Genomic DNA, 17728 nt, shown 5'->3' on the forward strand with positions numbered 1-17728 from the left:
GTTTGCTGTCGCCTGATTGCTTTTCTGACGGCGTTCAGCAAGCGCTCACGTGGCGCCGAAGTTTTCGGATTTTACTTTGTCGACCCGAGTTGGCGCTGTCGATCCAGAGTTAGCGCTTTAGCGCTTACTCTGGTCCCATGTGCTTACTCCGGTCCCGCGCAACGAAGTTGCGGTCCAGATTAGAGTAGGTGCTTTTAGCGCTTCCTCCGGCCCCCCATACAACGAAATTACTACGCATACAAAAAAAGCCTCCGTGACACTGGGTCTCAGAGGCTTCCGTAGTAGCGCCGCTGGCGATCAGGCCGGCGCCGCCAGCGTGCTCGCCGCGCGCGCGAGGCGCGTCACTTCTTCCCAGTTCTGCGCCGCCAGCGCCGCCTTCGGCGTCAGCCAGGAACCGCCGACACAGACCACGTTCGGCTGCGCGAGGAAGCTCGTCGCGGTTTCCGCGGTGATGCCGCCCGTCGGGCAGAACTTGAGCGTCGGGAACGGGCCGTAGAACGCCTGCAGCATCGGAATGCCGCCCGCCTGCTGCGCCGGGAAAAACTTGACGATCTCGTAGCCGAGTTCGAGCGCGTGAATGATGTCGGTCGGCGTCATCACGCCGGGCAAGAGCGGCAGGCCCGCGTCCTGCGCGGCCTTATGCATGTCCTTCGTGAGTCCCGGCGACACGCCGAACTGCGCGCCCGCTTTCTTCGCCTGCGCGCAGTGCTCGGGCTTCGTGATCGTGCCGACGCCGACGACGATGTCGTCCGCGAGCTGGCTTGCGCGCTCGATCGCGGCGATGCCCGCCGCCGTGCGCAACGTGATTTCGAGCACCTTGACGCCGCCCGCGTGTAACGCGCGCGACACGTTTTCACCCTGCTCGACTGAATCGAATGCCAGCACCGGAATCACCGGGCCCAGACGCACGATTTCGCTTACCGTTTTCATTTGATGCGACTCCTGTCTTGTGCGGCGCTTGGGTTTTTAGTCCGCGAGTTGTCTCTCAGGTCCTGCGCTGCCCCCGCTTCAGTGCGTGGCATGCGAAACGTGCGTCGACGGCGCATGGTGCGGTGCGTGCGACGTGTGCGTTTCGCCCACCATCGCGCCGAACACCGATGCGCCCTGCTCCGCCGGCAATGCCGCGCTGCGGAACACGCCGAACAGCTCGCGGCCAAAGCCCACTTCGTTGTCCGCCTGATGTCGCGGCGCCTCGACGACGCGCGCCGCCCATTGCTTCGAATCGATTTCGATGTCGAGGACGCCCGCCTGCGCATCGATGACGATCGTGTCGCCGGTGCGCACCTTGCCGAGCGGCCCTTGCAACAGCGCTTCCGGCGAGACGTGGATCACGGCCGGCACCTTGCCCGACGCGCCCGACATCCGTCCATCGGTGACGAGCGCGACGTGGAAGCCCTGATCCTGCAACACGCCGAGAAGCGGCGTCAATCGATGCAACTCCGGCATGCCGTTCGCCCGCGCACCCTGAAAGCGCACGATCGCGACGAAATCGCGCTTCAGCTCGCCCTTGTCGAACGCTTCCTGCACTTCTTCCTGCGAATTGAACACGATGGCGGGCGCCTTCACCACGCGATGCTCCGGCGCCACCGCCGAGATCTTGATCACGCCGCGGCCGAGCTTGCCCTGCATCAGGCGCAGGCCGCCGTCCGGCGCGAACGGCTCTTCGATGCTGCGCAGCACTTTCGTGTCGTGACTTTCCGGCGGGCCGTCGACCCATAGCAGCTTGCCGTCGATGAGCTTCGGTTCCTGAGTGTAGTGCGTGAGACCCGGCCCCGCGACGGTTTTCACGTCTTCATGCAGCAGCCCCGCTTCGAGCAGGTTGCGCACGAGGAACGCGACGCCGCCCGCCGCGTGGAAATGATTCACGTCGGCCTTGCCGTTCGGGTAGATCTTGGCCAGGAGCGGCACGGCTTGCGAGAGTTCGTCGAAGTCGTTCCAGTCGATCACGATGCCCGCCGCCCGCGCGATCGCCACCAGATGCAGCGTGTGATTGGTCGAGCCGCCCGTCGCCAACAACGCGACGATGCCGTTCACGATCGCCTTTTCATCGACGACATGGCCGATCGGCGTGTAGTTACCGCGCTCGGCCGTGAGTTCGAGCACGCGCTTCGCGGCCTCGGCGGTCAGCGCATCGCGCAGCGGCGTGTGCGGGTGCACGAACGCCGAGCTCGGCAGATGCAGACCCATCACTTCCATCAGCATCTGGTTGCTGTTCGCCGTGCCGTAGAACGTGCAGGTGCCGTGGCTGTGATACGCCGCCGATTCCGCCTCGAGCAACGCGCCGCGGTCACACTGGCCGGTCGCGAACTGCTGGCGGACTTTCGCCTTGTCGTCATTGGTCAGGCCGCTCGTCATCGGGCCGGCCGGGATAAAGATCGTCGGCAGATGGCCGAACTGCAACGCGCCGATCAACAGGCCCGGCACGATCTTGTCGCAAATGCCCAGGCACAGCGCCGCGTCGAACATGTTGTGCGTGAGCGCGACAGCCGTGCTCATTGCGATTACTTCGCGCGAGAAGAGCGATAGTTCCATGCCCGCGTTGCCCTGCGTGATGCCGTCGCACATCGCCGGGACGCCGCCCGCGAATTGCGCGACGCCGCCGCTTTCGCGCGCCGCCTGCTTGATGATGTCGGGAAAATTCTTGTACGGCGCGTGCGCCGAGAGCATCTCGTTGTACGACGACACGATGCCGATGTTCGGCTCGCGCACTGCCTTGATCGCGAACTTTTCCTGGCCTTCGAGGCCGGCGAAACCGTGCGCCAGATTGGCGCACGAGAGCGCGCCGCGCGCCGGGAACTGGCCGTGCGCGCCGTCGATGCGCGCCAGATAAGCCGCACGCGTCGGCTTGCTGCGTTCGATCACGCGGTCGGTGACCTTTTTCAATTGCGGATGCGGGGAAACCATCGAAACTCCTTCGCCTCGCTGCGGGGGACGGGCCGTCGAGGTGTTTGGGTTGAATGTCGCGGGGATCGGCAGTTGTGTTGCGTTTTGTCTCCGTGCCGAGTGACCCGATGTTAGTAGAAAAACTACACACTTGCAACGAGCTTTTGACATTCGACGTTAAGCGCTTGCTTAGACACCGATCCTTTATAGGCATGCTAATCAGGGAAATCCCTGATCTACGCGCCGTTGTTTTATGTAGTATTTGTACATGGCTGGACATCGGCTATAGTCCACGCAATTTCCAGCATAGGCGAGATTCCCGATGTTGCTGTCCCAAGTGGAAACAATGCGCGAACAATTGCGGCCGTCCGAGCGGAAGCTGGCCGACTACGTCCTCGAAGCGCCGCGCGAAGTCCTGGACCTCGCGATGACCGATTTCGCGGCGCGCGTCGGCGTCAGCCAGCCGACGATCGCGCGGTTCTGCCGGGCGCTCGGCTTCTCGGGTTTTCGCGAGTTCAAGATTCGCCTTGCACAAAGCGTCGCAGGAGACGTGCCCACCGTCTATCGCGACGTGCGCACGGACGAGCCGGCCTCCGGCGTCGCGGCGAAAGTGCTCGACCGGACGATCGGCGCGCTGATCCAGGTTCGCAACAGCCTGTCGACGGACAGCGTCGCGGCGGCGATCGCGCTCTTGAGCGAGGCGCGGCGTATCGAGTTTTACGGTGCAGGCGGCTCCGGCATCGCGGCGCTCGACGTACAGCACAAGTTTTTCCGGCTCGGCGTGCCGTCGGTGGCTTATTCCGATCCGCATACGTACACGACGTCGGCGGCGCTGCTCGGCGCGGGGGATGTGGTCGTCGCGATTTCCAACACGGGGCGCACGAAGGACATCCTCGACGCGTGCGCCTCGGCGCAGGCGGGCGGCGCGCAAGTGATCGCGATCACGCACGGCACTTCGCCGCTTGCGCGCATGGCGAACGTGGGCTTGTTCGCCAACGTCGACGAAGACACCGACATCTTCTCCCCGATGACCTCGCGCGTCTCGCATCTGGCGATCGGCGATATCCTGGCCGTGGGGGTGGCACTTGCACGCGGACCGCAGTTGGCGGAGAAGCTGAAGCAGGCGAAAGACGTGTTGAATCGGCGGCGAGTGGGCTCCTAGTTTCGCGATCCTGTCATCAGCGCGCGCATAAAAAGAAAGCGGGCTCTTCCGAGGAAGAGCCCGCTTTTGTTTGAAGCTATGCTGCAGTTGCCGATCCGTCCGTCGCGGCCGTTCTTTCGAATCGGCCATTGGACTGGACCGGCCGCTGCAGGCAGCGCGCCGAAGCGCGCTGCCGACCGGCGGTCAGACTACCGGATTACCACTGGTACGCAGCGCCAGCACCGACCGTCGTGCCGTTGGAGCTCCAGCCTGCACCCACGCGAACCTTGATGTTCTGCGTGATGCGTGTCGTACCGCCGATGGCCGTTGCCGCGTAGCCCTTGTACGTGCCGCCGCCGATACCGATCGACAACGTCTTGTTCGCGTCGACGTCCGGATCATCGTCAGCGCGGTTGCCGCTGCGATACCGCCGTACGACTTGCGAGCCACGTCGTTCAAGCACGACTGCACTGCGCCCAACTGGTTCATGTTGACCGCGTCCGTGCCGTTGATGCCCGGCGCGACGTTGGTCAAGCGACGCTCGTTGTTTTCCGAACCGATCGAAATCGTGTTCGGCTGGTCAGCGAGCGAATGAGCGCCCAGCGCGACAGCGTTGTCAGCCGGAGCTTGCGCGCCGTTGCCGAGGGCAAGCGAGTCCTTGCCTCGCCGATGCCACGAAGTCACGAAGTCACGAAGTCACGAAGTCACGAAGTCACGAAGTCACGTACCGATTCGAACTCGCGCAACTGGTTCGCGAACGATCCCGCCGACGCCGGCTTGTGCTCCATGCGGATACCCATCGCCTTGCGAAACAGCAGCGCGCCCATCACGGGGTCGGCTTTCTTGCCGGCGACATCGAGCACGCGCGCCCGCACATTGCGCGCGATGATTTCGAAGAGCATCGCGATCGACACGCCGACCGCGAGCGACCACAGCGTGACAAAGGCGTGATTCGGCACGACACGGTCGTACACGTTCATCGTGAAGAACGTGCCGGCGAGCGCGAGCACGTTGATGAGCAACGCGCCGAGCGCCGCGCTCCAGTAATAGCGGCGATAGCGCCAGAGCGTGCTCAGCAGCCAGTGGCCTTCGCTTTTCGCGGCCGGCGTTCCCGCGCGGGCATCGACCTTGCCGAGCGGCTTCACCAGCATGGCGAAGCCGGAGTAGAACGCCTTCACCTTCGACACGCCCATCTTGACGACCTGCGGCCCTACCTCGGGCAGGATCGGCAGATAAGCCGCTTCGTATTCGTCGTCCGCCTTGTCCTTCGCATCCTCCGCGGTCATTTCGACCTTGACCTTGTCGGGCGCGCGGCCGATCAGGATGCAGCCGCCATGGTCCTTGCGAAACAGGATGACGGGCAGCAGCATCGGTGACACCTCGTGCACGTGGCGCTCGACGACACCCGCCGCGAAGCCCGCCTGCTCCATCGCAATCTGCGCCTGCTTCGGCGTCGTGAAGCGTCCGGCTGGAAGGCCGGCGACTAGCGCAGCCTCGCTGACAGGCTTGCCGTGATAAGCCGTCATCCAGATGAGACTCTTCAGCAAGGTATCGTCGACTTTTTTGGCGAGCGTCAGGACATGCGCGTCGGAAGCGGGGTTGACAGGCGCGTTGGCGCCCGGAGCATCGTTTTTCATGACGTGTGACTACGCGGTTGAGCACACCGACCCAGGCTCACGCCTTGACCCGGGTACGATTTGATGCAGCGATCAGGTGGGGATTTGCAAATTGCTCGGATATCCGAAACATCTTCCCGGCACCCGGGAAGCAGCGCAATTCGTCGGATTCACGACTACTGCCCCTTTTCAATGCTCGTTTGGGAAGCGCATTATCCGCAGCGCCTCACGGTCGGCGTATAAGAGGCGTCTTAATCGCAATTAGTAGGGTTGACGTAAGATTGAATGAATTTCTACGCCGATTGAGATGTTTTCTCCGCCAAAGCTCGACAGCAGCTACTCGCGCCGACATTCAGGAAAGGTCGCCTTTCGTCGGCGAGTCGAGCCGCAAGGCTTCATGGCCGCGATCGGCTCTAGTGCGGAAGGGGATTGTCCACGTTTGATATCGGATGACTATGAGGTTCGTCCGATTTTTAGATCGCATTGCGCGATCGAAAACGTATGAAAAAAGGTGAGACGGCGAGCCGCGGGTTCGGGTCTAGCGGCTGCCGTTGATAGATCGCCTAAAAAGGCTTGATGATGACGAGCGCCGTTGCGCCGAGAAGACCCAGCACCGGCAGTTCATTGAACATTCGATACCACTTGTCCGAGCGCTTGTTCTCACCGCGCTGAAACGTATGCAGCAACCGGCCGCAATACGCGTGATAGACGATGAGCAGCGCGACGATCGTCAGCTTCGCGTGCAGCCAGCCCTGCCCCTGTCCGATCCCGACCGCGAGCCAGAGCCACAGGCCGCAAGCAAGCGCCGGGATCGCGATGAACGTCATGAAGCGAAACAGCTTGCGCGCCATCAGGAGCAGCCGCGCGGTGGCGGCAGCGTCCGTTTCCATCGCGAGATTGACGAAAATGCGGGGCAAATAGAAAAGCCCCGCAAACCACGAAGCCACCAGGACGATATGCAGCGTTTTGATCCAGAGCATCGATGAGTTGCCTTCTAGTTTTCTTATTGACGCACTTCGCCATGTCCGAGCACCACGTATTTCAGCGATGTCAGACCTTCCAGCCCCACCGGTCCGCGCGCGTGCAGCTTGTCGTTCGAGATGCCGATCTCCGCGCCGAGGCCGAATTCGAAGCCGTCGGCGAAACGCGTCGAGGCGTTCACCATCACGCTCGCCGAATCCACTTCGCGCAGGAAACGCATCGCGCGGTCGTGGTCTTCGGTCACGATCGCGTCGGTGTGATGCGAGCCGTATTCGTTGATGTGCTCGATGGCCTGGTCGAGATTTTCGACGACCTTGATCGCCAGCACGGGCGCCAGATACTCAGTGCGCCAGTCTTCCTCGGTGGCATCGACGAGCGCGCCGATCTGCGCCGCTTCGAGCACGGCGCGGGCGGCCGGATCGACGCGCAGTTCGACTTCCTTCGCCTGGAACGCGCGCGCTAGAACCGGCAGCACGTCCTTCGCGATCCCGCGCGCGACGAGCAGCGTTTCCATCGTATTGCAGGTGCCGTAGCGATGCGTCTTCGCGTTCTCGCAGATGGCGAGCGCTTTCGCGAGATCGGCGCGATCGTCGACGTAGACGTGGCAGATGCCGTCGAGATGCTTGATCATCGGCACGCGCGCCTCTTCCATCAGACGCGCGATCAGGCTCTTGCCGCCGCGCGGCACGATCACGTCGACGTAGTCGGTCATCGTGATCAGCTTGCCGACCGCCGCGCGATCCGCTGTTCCCACGACCTGCACGGCGTCCTGCGGCAGCCCGGCCGCTTCCAGCCCTTCGCCGATCAGCTTCGCGAGCGCCGTGTTGCATTCGAGCGCCTCGGAGCCGCCGCGCAGAATCGCCGCGTTGCCGGATTTGAGACAGAGGGCGGCGGCGTCGATCGTCACGTTCGGCCGCGACTCGTAAATGATGCCGATCACGCCGAGCGGCACGCGCATCTGGCCAACCTGGATGCCGGTCGGGCGGAACTTGAGGCCGCTGATCTCGCCGATCGGATCGGCCAGCGACGCCACTTGCCGCAAGCCTTCGACCATCGTGTTCAACGCCTTGTCGGAGAGCGTCAGGCGGTCGATGAAGGCGGCGTCGTGGCCCTTGTCGCGGGCGCGGGCGAGATCGCGCGCGTTCGCCTCCGTAAGCGCGGCGCGATCACGCTCAATCGCGACCGCCACCGATTCGAGCGCCGCATTGCGCGCGGCGGTCGATGCGCGCGCCATCGCGCGTGATGCGGCGCGCGCGCGGCGGCCCAGATCGGTCATGTATTCGTCGATGTTCATCGTGGGTCTCTTGCTGTTTTGTCGCCGCTCGCCGGATGCCGAAATGCGCACGCGAGCGTCTGAAGACGGCTGGATTCGAACGCGTCCGCGAAAATTGGACGCCGCTATCGCGATTTTAAGCCGATGCGCGTTTCAGCGACGAGGTCGGGCCGGCGCGGGCGCTTTGCCCGGTGACGGATTGCCGGAATGCGCGACCGTCATCGCGAGTTCGAACATGCCGTCCCATGGATTGGGCGGCGGCTCGCTGCCGCGTTTTCCAGTGCCGCCGGAGAGGCCTTTCACTTGCCGGTCGAGCTTTGCCGCAAGCGACAGCGCCTTCTCCAGTGCGCCTTCCGTCACACGCGAGAGCGCCGGGCCGATCAGCCGTTCGCGCGGTCCCCAGACGCGATTTTCGCGCAGCAACGTCGCGAGCGGCTTGCCCGCCGCGACGCCGCGCTTGATGCGCAACAGCGTGCGCACTTCCTCGACGAGCGCCCACAGCACGAGCACGGCCGCTTCGCCTTCGCCCTTCAGGCCGTCGAGCATGCGCGCCAGGCGGCCGACGTCGCCCGTCAGCATTGCCTCGTTGAGCTTGAACACGTCGTAGCGGGCGACGTTGAGCACGGCGTCGTGGATCTGTTCGACGCTCAGCACGCCCTCGGGGTACAGCAGCCCGAGCTTCTGGATTTCCTGATGCGCGGCGAGCAGATTGCCTTCGACGCGCTCGGCGATGAATTGCAGCGCGCGCCGCCCTTCTTCTCCCGGCGCGACGCGCTGGCCTTGCTGCGCGAGCCGCTGGCCGACCCACATCGGCAATTGCGCCCGCTCGACGGGATCGATTTTCAATGCCACGCCCGCGGCGGTGATCGCCGTGAACCACGCGGCTTTCTGTGACGCCGAATCGAGGCGCGGCAGCGTGATCAGCGTGAGGACGTCGGGGCTGTTGGCGGCGGCCATGAGTTTGAGCGCTTCGCTGCCGTCCTTGCCTGGCTTGCCGGTCGGGATGCGCAGTTCGACGAGTTGACGGTCGCCGAACAGCGACATCGAACGGCTGGCGCCGATCAGGCTGCTCCAGTCGAAACCGCGCTCGACGGTGAACACCGAGCGATCGGTGAAGCCGCTCGCCCGCGCCGCCGTGCGAATGCGGTCGCACGCCTCCTGGGCGAGCAGGTGCTCGTCGCCATAGACGACGTACAAGCCTTTCAGACCCTTGGAGAGGTGCGCTTCGAGCGCGTCGAGCCGGAGTTGCATGCGTGCGCCCGGTTACAGCGGCGGCGTGGGCAGCGGCGCGCGCGGCAAGATGCCCGGCGTCTGCTCGCTCGGCGCCGGATGCAGCGAGCGCACGACGGCGAGCCGGCGAGTCAACTGATCGACGGCATCGAATTGCATGTCGCGATAGAGCAGCGTGGCTTCCTGCTGCTTCGCAAGCGCGTATTGGTCGCTGTAAGTCATTGCGCGGTTGAGCGCGATCACGCTCGGCGGGATCAGCAAGGTGCCGTCCGCGCCGGAAAGCGAATAGTTGAGCGTGTAGACAAGCTCGTATTCCTGAACGACGCCCTGCGAATTCAGGCTCAGCGTGCGCTGGCCGTTGCCCTCGGCCAGCGACAGAATGGCCTCCGGCTTCTCCGACGGCTTGACGATCACCGTGTCGCTGCCGCCCTGCACCATCCGTTCAAGACGCGCGACCATCACCGGCGCGCCGCCCGAGATCGCGAGCCGCTTGAACGCGTAGTCCTGCTGGCCGCGCAACTGGAAGCCGCACGCGGACAGCGCGAGCGCGCCACCCACGAGCGACAGGAACGAACGCCTGCTGACGCCGGACACCGGCTGCGCTTCCGGCGCCTTCCCTTCGACGACTTTCCGGCTCACATCGACTCCCATGATTTTCACGGCGCTCAAACTACCACGTTCACGAGGCGCCCCGGCACCACGACGATCTTTTTCGGCGCACGGCCTTCCGCGAACTTGGCGAACATCTCATGCTCGACGGCCGCCTTTTCGATGGCTTCGCGCGGCGCGTCCTTCGCGACCGTCAGCGCGCCGCGCACCTTGCCGTTCACCTGCAGCACGAGCTCGATTTCAGCCTGCTCGAGCGCGGCTTCGTCGACTTTCGGCCACGGCGCGTCCAGCAGATCGCCGAATTCCTTCGCGTAGCCGAGTTCGGCCCACAACTGGAACGTGACGTGCGGCACGACCGGATACAGCACGCGCAGCAGCACGCCGAACGCTTCGTTGAGCACGCCCGCGCTCGCATCCTTCGCGCCTTCGACGGCGTTCAGCATCTTCATGCCCGCCGACACGACCGTGTTGTACTGCAGGCGGCCGTAGTCGAAATCGGCCTGCTTGAGCACGCTGTAGATTTCGCGGCGCAGCACGCGCTCGGTGTCGTTCAGGTTCGATACGTCGAGCTTCGCGTGCTGTTTCAGCGCGTCGGCCTGGCCGTGCGCGTACTGCCACACGCGGCGCAGGAAGCGGCTCGCGCCTTCGACGCCCGTGCCCGACCATTCAAGCGACTGCTCCGGCGGCGCCGCGAACATCACGAAGAGACGCGCGGTATCGGCGCCGTATTGGTCGATCAGCGTTTGCGGATCGACGCCGTTGTTCTTCGACTTAGACATCTTCTCGACGCCGCCCAGCACCACCGGCTGGCCGTCGGCGATCAGCACTGCGCCCGCCGGGCGGCCCTTGTCGTCGTGGGAAACGGTGACTTCGAGCGGGTTGTACCAGGTCTTCTTGCCCGCCGCGTCCTCGCGATAGTACGTTTCGTTCAGCACCATGCCCTGCGTGAGCAGATTCTTCGCCGGCTCGCCGAATTTGACGAGGCCCATGTCGCGCATGACCTTCGTCCAGAAACGCGAATACAGCAGGTGAAGAATCGCGTGCTCGATCCCGCCGATGTACTGGTCCATCGGCATCCAGTAGTCGGTGCGCTCGTCGACCATCGTCTTGGCGTCGGGCGCGGCGTAGCGCGAGAAGTACCACGACGAATCGACGAAGGTGTCCATCGTGTCGGTTTCGCGCTTCGCCGCCGCGCCGCACTTCGGGCACGCGCAGTTCACAAACGCTTCCGACTTCGCGAGCGGATTGCCCGTGCCGTCCGGCACGAGGTCTTCCGGCAGCACGACCGGCAAGTCCGCTTCCGGCACCGGCACGTCGCCGCAACTCGGGCAGTGGATGAGCGGAATCGGCGTGCCCCAGTAGCGCTGGCGCGAAATGCCCCAGTCGCGCAGACGCCACGTGACCTGCTTGTCGCCGAGATCGAGCGCTTTCAAGTCGCCGGCGATGGCGTCGGTGGCTTCTTCGAACGTCAAACCGTCGTATTTGCCGCTATTTACGAGGCGCCCGGCCGTCTTGTCGCCGTACCACTCTTGCCACGCTTGCGTCGAGTATTCCTTGCCTTCGATCGCGACAACCTGTTTGATCGGCAGATCGTATTTCTTCGCAAACGCGAAATCGCGTTCGTCGTGCGCCGGCACGCCCATGACGGCGCCTTCGCCGTAGCTCATCAGCACGTAATTGCCGACCCACACTTCGACTTTCGCCTGCGTCAGCGGATGCGTGATGAAAAAGCCGGTCGGCATGCCCTTCTTTTCCATCGTCGCCATGTCAGCCTCGGCGACGCCGCCGCGCTTGCATTCGTCGACGAACGCCTGCAATTCGGCGTTGTCGCGCGCGAGGCGCGTGGCAAGCGGGTGTTCCGCGGCGATCGCGGCGAAGGTGACGCCCATGATGGTGTCGGCGCGCGTGGTGAACACGCGCAGCAATTTCGCTTCGCCGTCGATTTCATACGGGAAGCCGAAATTCACGCCGAAGCTCTTGCCGATCCAGTTCTGCTGCATGACCTTGACGCGCTCCGGCCAGCCGAGGCCTTCGAGGTCGTCGAGCAGTTGGTCCGCGTAATCGGTGATGCGCATGTAGTACATCGGGATCTCGCGCTTTTCGACGAGCGCGCCCGAACGCCAGCCGCGCCCGTCGATCACCTGTTCGTTCGCGAGCACGGTCTGGTCGACCGGGTCCCAGTTCACCGTGCCGGTTTTCTTGTACGCGATGCCCTTTTCGAGCATCTTCAGGAACAGCCACTGGTTCCACTTGTAATACTCGGGCGAGCAGGTGGCGATTTCGCGCGACCAGTCGATGGCGAGGCCCATCGACTGCATCTGCTTCTTCATGTACGCGATATTGTCGTACGTCCACTTGGCGGGCGGCACGCCGTTCGCCATCGCGGCGTTCTCGGCGGGCATGCCGAACGCGTCCCACCCCATCGGCATCAGCACGTTGTGACCGTTCATCCGCAGATAGCGGTACATGACGTCGTTGATCGTGTAGTTGCGCACGTGGCCCATGTGCAGCTTGCCCGACGGATACGGCAGCATCGAGACGCAATAGAACTTGGGCTTGGCCGTAGCTTCGGTCGACCGGTAGACGTCTTTCGCGCGCCAGTCGCTTTGCGCGGCGGATTCAACGTCGGCGGGTACGTATTTATCGTGCATGGTGTGGTTGGCTGTTCGGCTGATGCTGGAAACTGGCTCGGCCCCGGTCGCGCTTTGGCTACGTGAGCGCGCGGTGGCGGGGCTGCGGCGTTTTGGCTTGAGTCTTCGGTCGTGTCGACGCGCCGATCAGGCAAAGGGCGATTATACCGTTCGACGGCGCGCGGCTGGCGCTTGGCCGGATGGCCAACTCCGCTGGCTAGCCGCCTTACTGGGGCTTTGCGCCCTTCGGCTCGGTCACAAAACCGATCTTGTCGAGCCCGGCCTGCTGCGCCGCGCCCATCACCTGCGCAATGACGTCGTAGCGCGTCGCGCCGGACGCCCGCAGATGGATCTCCGGCGGCGCCGGGCGCTTGCCTTCGTCGGCGAAACGCGCGCGCATCTCGTCGAGCGTGACCGGCTTGTCGTTCCAGTAAAGCCTGCCGGCGTCGTCGATGGACAGCGTGACGGTGTCCGGCGTCTCGCGCACCGATTGCGACGACACCTTCGGCAAATCGAGCCGGATCGCGTGTGTAAAAAGCGGCGCGGTGATGATGAAGATCACGAGCAGCACGAGCATGACGTCGATGAGCGGCGTCATGTTGATCTCGGCCATCGGCGAGCCGTTGGGCTTTTTCTCGAGTCCGCCGAATGCCATCGCCGTTATTCCTTGTCGACGCAGAGGAAGGCGTGGAGGTCGTGCGCGAAGCCGTCCAGTTCCTCGGAGACTTGCCGCACGAGCCGGCCGAGCACGTTGTACGCCAGCACCGCCGGAATCGCGACGACGAGCCCGAACGCCGTCATGATGAGCGCCTCGCCGACCGGTCCGGCGACGTTTTCGATCATCGCCTGCCCGCTCGCCGCGATGCTGCCGAGCGCGTGGTAGATGCCCCACACGGTACCGAGCAAGCCGACGAACGGCGCCGTGCTGCCCACCGACGCGAGCAGAACCTGTCCGAATTCGAGCCGCCGCTGCGAACCAAGCAGCGCCTGACGCAGCGCGCGCAACACGCGCTCGCTGCGCTCGACACGCGCCAGCAACGCGCCCGGCACTTCCGCCTCGGACGCGTGCCACGCGGCCTCGGCGAGCGGAAGGTAGACGCGCTCGCGATCGGTCGCGCGCAGGGCGCTGATGCCGTCGGAGAGCGTCGCAGCTTGCCAGAAATGCTTCAGCGCGCGCGGCCCTTGCCGCTTCGCGCGCGCCAGAATCCATGCCTTGACGATCAGGAAACACCAGCTAGCGACCGACATCGCGAGCAGCACGCCGGCGACGCCGCGCGTGACGCCGTCGCCGCTTTGCAGATAGTGGATAACGCCCGTGTCCGCCATCGGTACCTTGGGAGACTTGGCTCAGCGCAGGCCGAGCACGTCCTGCATGTCGAAGAAGCCGGTGTCACGGCCGGCGAGAAAGCGGGCCGCCCGCAGCGCGCCCTGCGCATACGACAGGCGGCTCGCGGACTTATGCGTGATCTCGATGCGCTCGCCGATGCCGGCAAACAGCACCGTATGATCGCCGACGATATCGCCGCCGCGAATCGCGGCAAAACCGATCGTCGACGGATCGCGTTCGCCCGTCACGCCTTCGCGGCCGTAAACCGCGCAGTCTTTCAGATCGCGCCCGAGCGCCTTCGCGACGACTTCGCCCATCGCGAGCGCCGTGCCCGACGGCGCATCGACCTTGTGGCGGTGATGCGCCTCGATGATCTCGATGTCGTAGCCCTCCGCGAACTGCTTCGCGGCGAATTCGAGCAGTTTCATCGTCACGTTCACGCCGACGCTCATGTTCGGCGCGAACACGATGCCGATCTTCTCGCCCGCGGCGCGCAATTGCGCTTTTTGCGCGTCGTCGAAACCCGTCGTGCCGATGATCATCTTCACGTTGTGGCGCACCGCCGCTTCCAGATGCACGAGCGTGCCTTCGGGGCGCGTGAAGTCGATCAGGAAATCGGCATCGGCGAAGACGCGTTCGATGTCATCAGTCAGCACGACGCCCGTCGTCTTGCCGAGGAACGCGCCCGCGTCCTGCCCGAGCTGCGGCGCGCCGGGACGGTCCAGCGCGCCAACCAGTTCGGCGTCGATATCGTCGAGAACGGTTTCGATCAGCATGCGGCCCATGCGGCCCGATGCACCAGCGATGGCGATTTTCATGGCGATTCAGCGTGAAAACGTGTTGAAAGATGCGCGCGATGCGTCGCGCGCCCTGTCCAGACAAGGGACAGCGGGACAAACCCGCCGTTCCCCAATTTGACGTTCTTTAACTCAGCTCAGTTGCTCGGCGTGCCGGCGGGCGGCACGTAGAACGGAGTCGGTCCGACCGGATTCGTGGCGGCGGGCGCCGGCGACGAACTCTGCGGACCCACGGCGCTGCTGTCCGGAATGTTGATCTGCTGCGGCTGGCGCTTCAACTGGATCTGCGAATTGCCCTGGCTGTTCGAACCAAGCGCGCCGCCCGGCGTTTGCGGCACGTTCGGGCGAGCCGTGGATTGCGTGCGGCCGGTCGGCGTCTGGATCGCGTTCGTCGCGCGGTTAGCGGCCTGCGCGGCCTGCTGGTTCGCATCACCCGCAAACGCGGCCGACGGATCCGGCGAGATCGACGGCTCCTCGGCGGACGGCGCCGCGACACCCGCCGACGTAGCCGAAGCCGGCACCGCGACCGGCGTCGGCGGCTTCGGCAGCGAGGCGAGCTTGACGCCCTTGTCGCCATCGATTTCAGCGAGCAATTCGAGGTTCGACGGCAGGTTCTCGCCGCCCGACCAGCTCGTCACGCGATCCGCCGTGAAGTTCACGATGAAGTCGCGCTGCTGGACGACCGAGGTCGATCCGCGCTTGAAGTAGAAGACGTAATCCCAGCGATCCGCGTGGAACATGTCGGTGAGCAGCGGCGTGCCGAGCAGCGCCTTCACCTGATCCCGCGACATGCCGATCTGCATCTGGCTCGCCGCTTCCTGCGACACGAAATTGCCTTGCACGACGGTGATTCGGTACGGCGTGATGCTCTGCGCGATTTTCTGCGTGACGCTGTCGTAAGAGGAGCAACCGGCCAGCGTGGTGGCCAGGACGGCAGCGATCAAGGTTCCCCGCATACGACGGCTCTCCAGGCAATTCGACAAAGATTTTGGAAACATTTCACCCTTCATTTCACCCCGCGCGCGACGCGTTTTCATATGACGCTAATATCGATCGCAACGGTTCCCGGCTGTTCGACTTCGGTTCGAAGATGACCGAAACGGTAAAAACGCATTACTATGAGAACCTTGAATTGTACTCTAGGGATGCCTAGCCATGACCAATCCCGCCGATCTCAAAAATATCGGGCTCAAGGCGACCCTGCCCCGCCTCAAGATCCTCGAGATTTTCCAGCACAGCCCGGTGCGCCATCTGACGGCCGAAGACGTGTATCGCAACCTGATTCACGAAGAGCTCGACATCGGGCTCGCGACGGTTTATCGCGTGCTCACGCAGTTCGAGCAGGCCGGCCTCCTGTCGCGCAGTAATTTCGAATCGGGCAAGGCCGTGTTCGAGCTGAACGAAGGCACGCACCACGATCATCTGGTGTGTATCGACTGCGGACGCGTCGAGGAGTTCTTCGATGCGGAAATCGAAGGCCGTCAGCAAGCGATTGCCAAGGCGCGCGGTTTCAAGCTGCACGAGCACGCGCTCGCGCTGTACGGCGCGTGCACGAAGGAAAACTGCCCGCATCGGAAGCACTGAAGTACTAAAACGCAGACCGTAAGACAAAACCGCCGCCCATCGTGACCGATGGGCGGCGGTTTTTTCGCACACGCGGTGTTTTAGGCAGCCTGTCCGATCGCCGCCGCGCGCGTCAGTACATAGCGCTCGGGCAAGTCGATTTCGTCGCAATTCGGCTGGCTGCCGCCGCGATCGACGACGATGAAATCTCCCTCTCGTTCCAGCACGATCAGCGGGTGATGCCAGACGCCGCGCGCGTAGTTCACGCCCTGCCAGCCCTTTGTGTGGAACGCGCGCAGCCCGGCGGGATCGAACTCTCCCGCCGGCGCCACGACGATCAGGTACTCCACGTCGCCGAGCGGCACGAACGCCTGGCTGCCGAGCGGATGCCGCTCCATCATCGAGATCTCGACCGGCTGCGGCCGCGGCTGGCCGCGAAACACGCTGATGAGCGGCCGGCCGCCGTCATCCGCGCCGATCTCGACTTGTGCCAGATCGTGAAAGCGCTCGGTCGTGCCGCCATTGATCGGAAAATGGCGCGCGCCTTCCAGTTCGATGACGTCGCCATAGGGCGCGAAAGCCTCGCGCGTCAGGGGTTCCAGCGTCAGCGTCTTCATGATCGTTACTCGATGTCGCCGAAGACGCGCAGCCGCGACACGCCGCCGTCCGGGAAAATGTTGAAGCGCACGTGCGTCACCGGCCCGAGCGCGGCAACTTCCGACTCGAAGCGATGCACGTTGTCCATCGACAGTTTCTGCTCCGGCAGCAGCACCGGCCAGAACATCGCCTGCGTGACGAGCGACTCGTCAGTGCCGCCTTCCACGCGCGCCGCCTGCAGCGAGCAGCGATCGGGGAAATTGCCCTTGAAGTGCGCCGTATCGACTTCGATTGCGCGGATCACGCCCGGATGCGCCAGCGCGACAATCGCCCAGTCGTTGCCCGGCTCGCGGCGGCGGCGCGTTTCCCAGCCGTCGCCCATGTTCACGCCGCGCCCCGGCATCAGCATCTGCGAGGCCGGCCCGAAATGCTGGTTGTTCGCGGCGACCAGGTACGCGCCGTTTTCGATCGCAGCGAGATCCAGCAGCGTGCCGCGCGCGACGCGCGAGAAGTCCGTCTTCGGCTGGCCGTAGACGCGCAGCCGCGCAATCCCGCCGTCCGGATAGATGTTCACGCGCAGATGGGTATAGGCGCGCGTATCGCTGATTTCGAGATAATGGTGATGGTTGCCCTGCAGCGTCGTCGCGGGGACGATTTCGCGCCAGTCGCCCTGTTCCTGGGGATTCGGGCTGTCCGTATAGCACGCCTCGATCGATGCCGCCGGCGGGAAGTTACCGGTGAAATGGCTCGTATCGATGTCGATGCCGTGGATCGTGCCCGGCCGCGCGAGTTTCACGATGCAGAAATCGTAGCCCGTCGTGCGCTTGCGGCGCGTTTCCCAGCCGTCCATCCACTTGCCGTGGTCGTCGTACTTGCCGGGGATGAACTGCGCCGGCTGCGGGTCGAGCATGCGCTCTTTCGGCGCGAAGAATTCGTCGGTCGCGAAGAGCGCCGTCGCGCCCAGACGCGGATCGGCGAGATTCATGTAGCGGCGCGTGAAGGCGGGGGCGTCGGCGTCGAGGATCGGGTTTGCCATGGTGGTCGGCTCCTTGGAATCGGTTGAGTGAGGCGGCTTGAAGCG

17 protein-coding genes and 1 pseudogene are annotated in these 17728 nt (G+C 64.2%); 2 read left to right on the plus strand and 16 right to left on the minus strand.

What is annotated here, in order from left to right; genetic code table 11:
- Positions 1-297: 297 nt before the first annotated feature.
- Positions 298-930 (minus strand): bifunctional 4-hydroxy-2-oxoglutarate aldolase/2-dehydro-3-deoxy-phosphogluconate aldolase, encoded by a 633-nt coding sequence (gene eda / locus AWB67_RS02720; protein WP_087654698.1) that lies wholly within the window; start codon positions 928-930, stop codon positions 298-300.
- Positions 931-1008: 78 nt separating this feature from the next.
- Positions 1009-2904 (minus strand): phosphogluconate dehydratase, encoded by a 1896-nt coding sequence (gene edd / locus AWB67_RS02725; RefSeq protein ID WP_087654699.1) that lies wholly within the window; start codon positions 2902-2904, stop codon positions 1009-1011.
- Between the two features lie 301 nt (positions 2905-3205).
- On the opposite strand from edd, the gene AWB67_RS02730 reads away from it, so the two are divergent.
- Positions 3206-4045, plus strand: coding sequence for a MurR/RpiR family transcriptional regulator (locus AWB67_RS02730; protein ID WP_087654700.1), 840 nt, complete (start codon positions 3206-3208; stop codon positions 4043-4045).
- Between the two features lie 196 nt (positions 4046-4241).
- On the opposite strand, the gene AWB67_RS41705 is transcribed toward AWB67_RS02730, so the two are convergent.
- From AWB67_RS41705 to AWB67_RS02785, 12 genes and pseudogenes are all read right to left on the minus strand, one after another.
- Positions 4242-4487: a YadA C-terminal domain-containing protein gene (locus AWB67_RS41705; RefSeq protein WP_235025012.1), complete on the minus strand. Its 246-nt coding sequence runs from the start codon at positions 4485-4487 to the stop codon at positions 4242-4244.
- A gap of 8 nt (positions 4488-4495) precedes the next feature.
- A pseudogene (locus tag AWB67_RS43315) lies at positions 4496-4708 on the minus strand (hypothetical protein); the annotation flags it as partial.
- A 20-nt stretch (positions 4709-4728) separates the two neighbouring features.
- A complete protein-coding gene (locus tag AWB67_RS02740; RefSeq protein WP_087654701.1) occupies positions 4729-5661 on the minus strand; it encodes a type I secretion system permease/ATPase in 933 nt (310 codons plus the stop codon).
- A 542-nt stretch (positions 5662-6203) separates the two neighbouring features.
- Positions 6204-6620, minus strand: coding sequence for a CopD family protein (locus AWB67_RS02745; protein ID WP_087654702.1), 417 nt, complete (start codon positions 6618-6620; stop codon positions 6204-6206).
- A 23-nt stretch (positions 6621-6643) separates the two neighbouring features.
- Positions 6644-7915 (minus strand): glutamate-5-semialdehyde dehydrogenase, encoded by a 1272-nt coding sequence (locus AWB67_RS02750; RefSeq protein ID WP_087654703.1) that lies wholly within the window; start codon positions 7913-7915, stop codon positions 6644-6646.
- 132 nt (positions 7916-8047) lie between these two features.
- Positions 8048-9145 carry a DNA polymerase III subunit delta gene (gene holA / locus AWB67_RS02755; protein WP_087654704.1) on the minus strand — a complete coding sequence of 366 codons (1098 nt, stop codon included), beginning with the start codon at positions 9143-9145 and terminating at the stop codon, positions 8048-8050.
- A 12-nt stretch (positions 9146-9157) separates the two neighbouring features.
- Entirely contained in the window at positions 9158-9763 is a 606-nt protein-coding gene (locus AWB67_RS02760; RefSeq protein WP_374729795.1) for an LPS-assembly lipoprotein LptE, read from the minus strand.
- Positions 9764-9789: 26 nt separating this feature from the next.
- Entirely contained in the window at positions 9790-12384 is a 2595-nt protein-coding gene (leuS, locus tag AWB67_RS02765) for a leucine--tRNA ligase (RefSeq protein ID WP_087654706.1), read from the minus strand.
- Between the two features lie 205 nt (positions 12385-12589).
- Positions 12590-13018: an ExbD/TolR family protein gene (locus AWB67_RS02770; RefSeq protein WP_087654707.1), complete on the minus strand. Its 429-nt coding sequence runs from the start codon at positions 13016-13018 to the stop codon at positions 12590-12592.
- A gap of 5 nt (positions 13019-13023) precedes the next feature.
- A complete protein-coding gene (locus AWB67_RS02775) occupies positions 13024-13689 on the minus strand; it encodes a MotA/TolQ/ExbB proton channel family protein (RefSeq protein WP_087654708.1) in 666 nt (221 codons plus the stop codon).
- Between the two features lie 21 nt (positions 13690-13710).
- Positions 13711-14508, minus strand: a complete 798-nt coding sequence (gene dapB / locus AWB67_RS02780; RefSeq protein ID WP_087654709.1) for a 4-hydroxy-tetrahydrodipicolinate reductase — start codon at positions 14506-14508, stop codon at positions 13711-13713.
- A 116-nt stretch (positions 14509-14624) separates the two neighbouring features.
- Positions 14625-15443 carry an outer membrane protein assembly factor BamE gene (locus AWB67_RS02785; protein ID WP_087654710.1) on the minus strand — a complete coding sequence of 273 codons (819 nt, stop codon included), beginning with the start codon at positions 15441-15443 and terminating at the stop codon, positions 14625-14627.
- Positions 15444-15642: 199 nt separating this feature from the next.
- Here AWB67_RS02785 and fur point away from each other — a divergent pair, with 199 nt between their 5' ends.
- The gene (gene fur / locus AWB67_RS02790; protein WP_087654711.1) at positions 15643-16071 is read left to right on the plus strand and encodes a ferric iron uptake transcriptional regulator; all 429 of its coding nucleotides are present in this window, start codon (positions 15643-15645) and stop codon (positions 16069-16071) included.
- Positions 16072-16151: 80 nt separating this feature from the next.
- On the opposite strand, the gene AWB67_RS02795 is transcribed toward fur, so the two are convergent.
- Positions 16152-16667 (minus strand): ureidoglycolate lyase, encoded by a 516-nt coding sequence (locus AWB67_RS02795; protein WP_087654712.1) that lies wholly within the window; start codon positions 16665-16667, stop codon positions 16152-16154.
- 5 nt (positions 16668-16672) lie between these two features.
- Positions 16673-17683, minus strand: a complete 1011-nt coding sequence (gene alc, locus AWB67_RS02800; protein ID WP_087654713.1) for an allantoicase — start codon at positions 17681-17683, stop codon at positions 16673-16675.
- Between the last annotated feature and the right edge of the window lie 45 nt (positions 17684-17728).

The sequence above is a fragment of the Caballeronia terrestris genome, assembly GCF_001544515.1.
Lineage (GTDB): Bacteria > Pseudomonadota > Gammaproteobacteria > Burkholderiales > Burkholderiaceae > Caballeronia > Caballeronia terrestris.

Coding starts and splice junctions, on each gene's coding strand:
- fur (WP_087654711.1), top strand. CDS start 15,643: ATGACCAATCCCGCCGATCTCAAAAATATCGGGCTCAAGGCGACCCTG.
- AWB67_RS02785 (WP_087654710.1), bottom strand. CDS start 15,443: ATGCGGGGAACCTTGATCGCTGCCGTCCTGGCCACCACGCTGGCCGGT.
- AWB67_RS02740 (WP_087654701.1), bottom strand. CDS start 5,661: ATGAAAAACGATGCTCCGGGCGCCAACGCGCCTGTCAACCCCGCTTCC.
- AWB67_RS02750 (WP_087654703.1), bottom strand. CDS start 7,915: ATGAACATCGACGAATACATGACCGATCTGGGCCGCCGCGCGCGCGCC.
- alc (WP_087654713.1), bottom strand. CDS start 17,683: ATGGCAAACCCGATCCTCGACGCCGACGCCCCCGCCTTCACGCGCCGC.
- AWB67_RS02770 (WP_087654707.1), bottom strand. CDS start 13,018: ATGGCATTCGGCGGACTCGAGAAAAAGCCCAACGGCTCGCCGATGGCC.
- dapB (WP_087654709.1), bottom strand. CDS start 14,508: ATGAAAATCGCCATCGCTGGTGCATCGGGCCGCATGGGCCGCATGCTG.
- AWB67_RS02730 (WP_087654700.1), top strand. CDS start 3,206: ATGTTGCTGTCCCAAGTGGAAACAATGCGCGAACAATTGCGGCCGTCC.
- eda (WP_087654698.1), bottom strand. CDS start 930: ATGAAAACGGTAAGCGAAATCGTGCGTCTGGGCCCGGTGATTCCGGTG.
- holA (WP_087654704.1), bottom strand. CDS start 9,145: ATGCAACTCCGGCTCGACGCGCTCGAAGCGCACCTCTCCAAGGGTCTG.
- AWB67_RS02745 (WP_087654702.1), bottom strand. CDS start 6,620: ATGCTCTGGATCAAAACGCTGCATATCGTCCTGGTGGCTTCGTGGTTT.
- edd (WP_087654699.1), bottom strand. CDS start 2,904: ATGGTTTCCCCGCATCCGCAATTGAAAAAGGTCACCGACCGCGTGATC.
- AWB67_RS02795 (WP_087654712.1), bottom strand. CDS start 16,667: ATGAAGACGCTGACGCTGGAACCCCTGACGCGCGAGGCTTTCGCGCCC.
- AWB67_RS02775 (WP_087654708.1), bottom strand. CDS start 13,689: ATGGCGGACACGGGCGTTATCCACTATCTGCAAAGCGGCGACGGCGTC.
- leuS (WP_087654706.1), bottom strand. CDS start 12,384: ATGCACGATAAATACGTACCCGCCGACGTTGAATCCGCCGCGCAAAGC.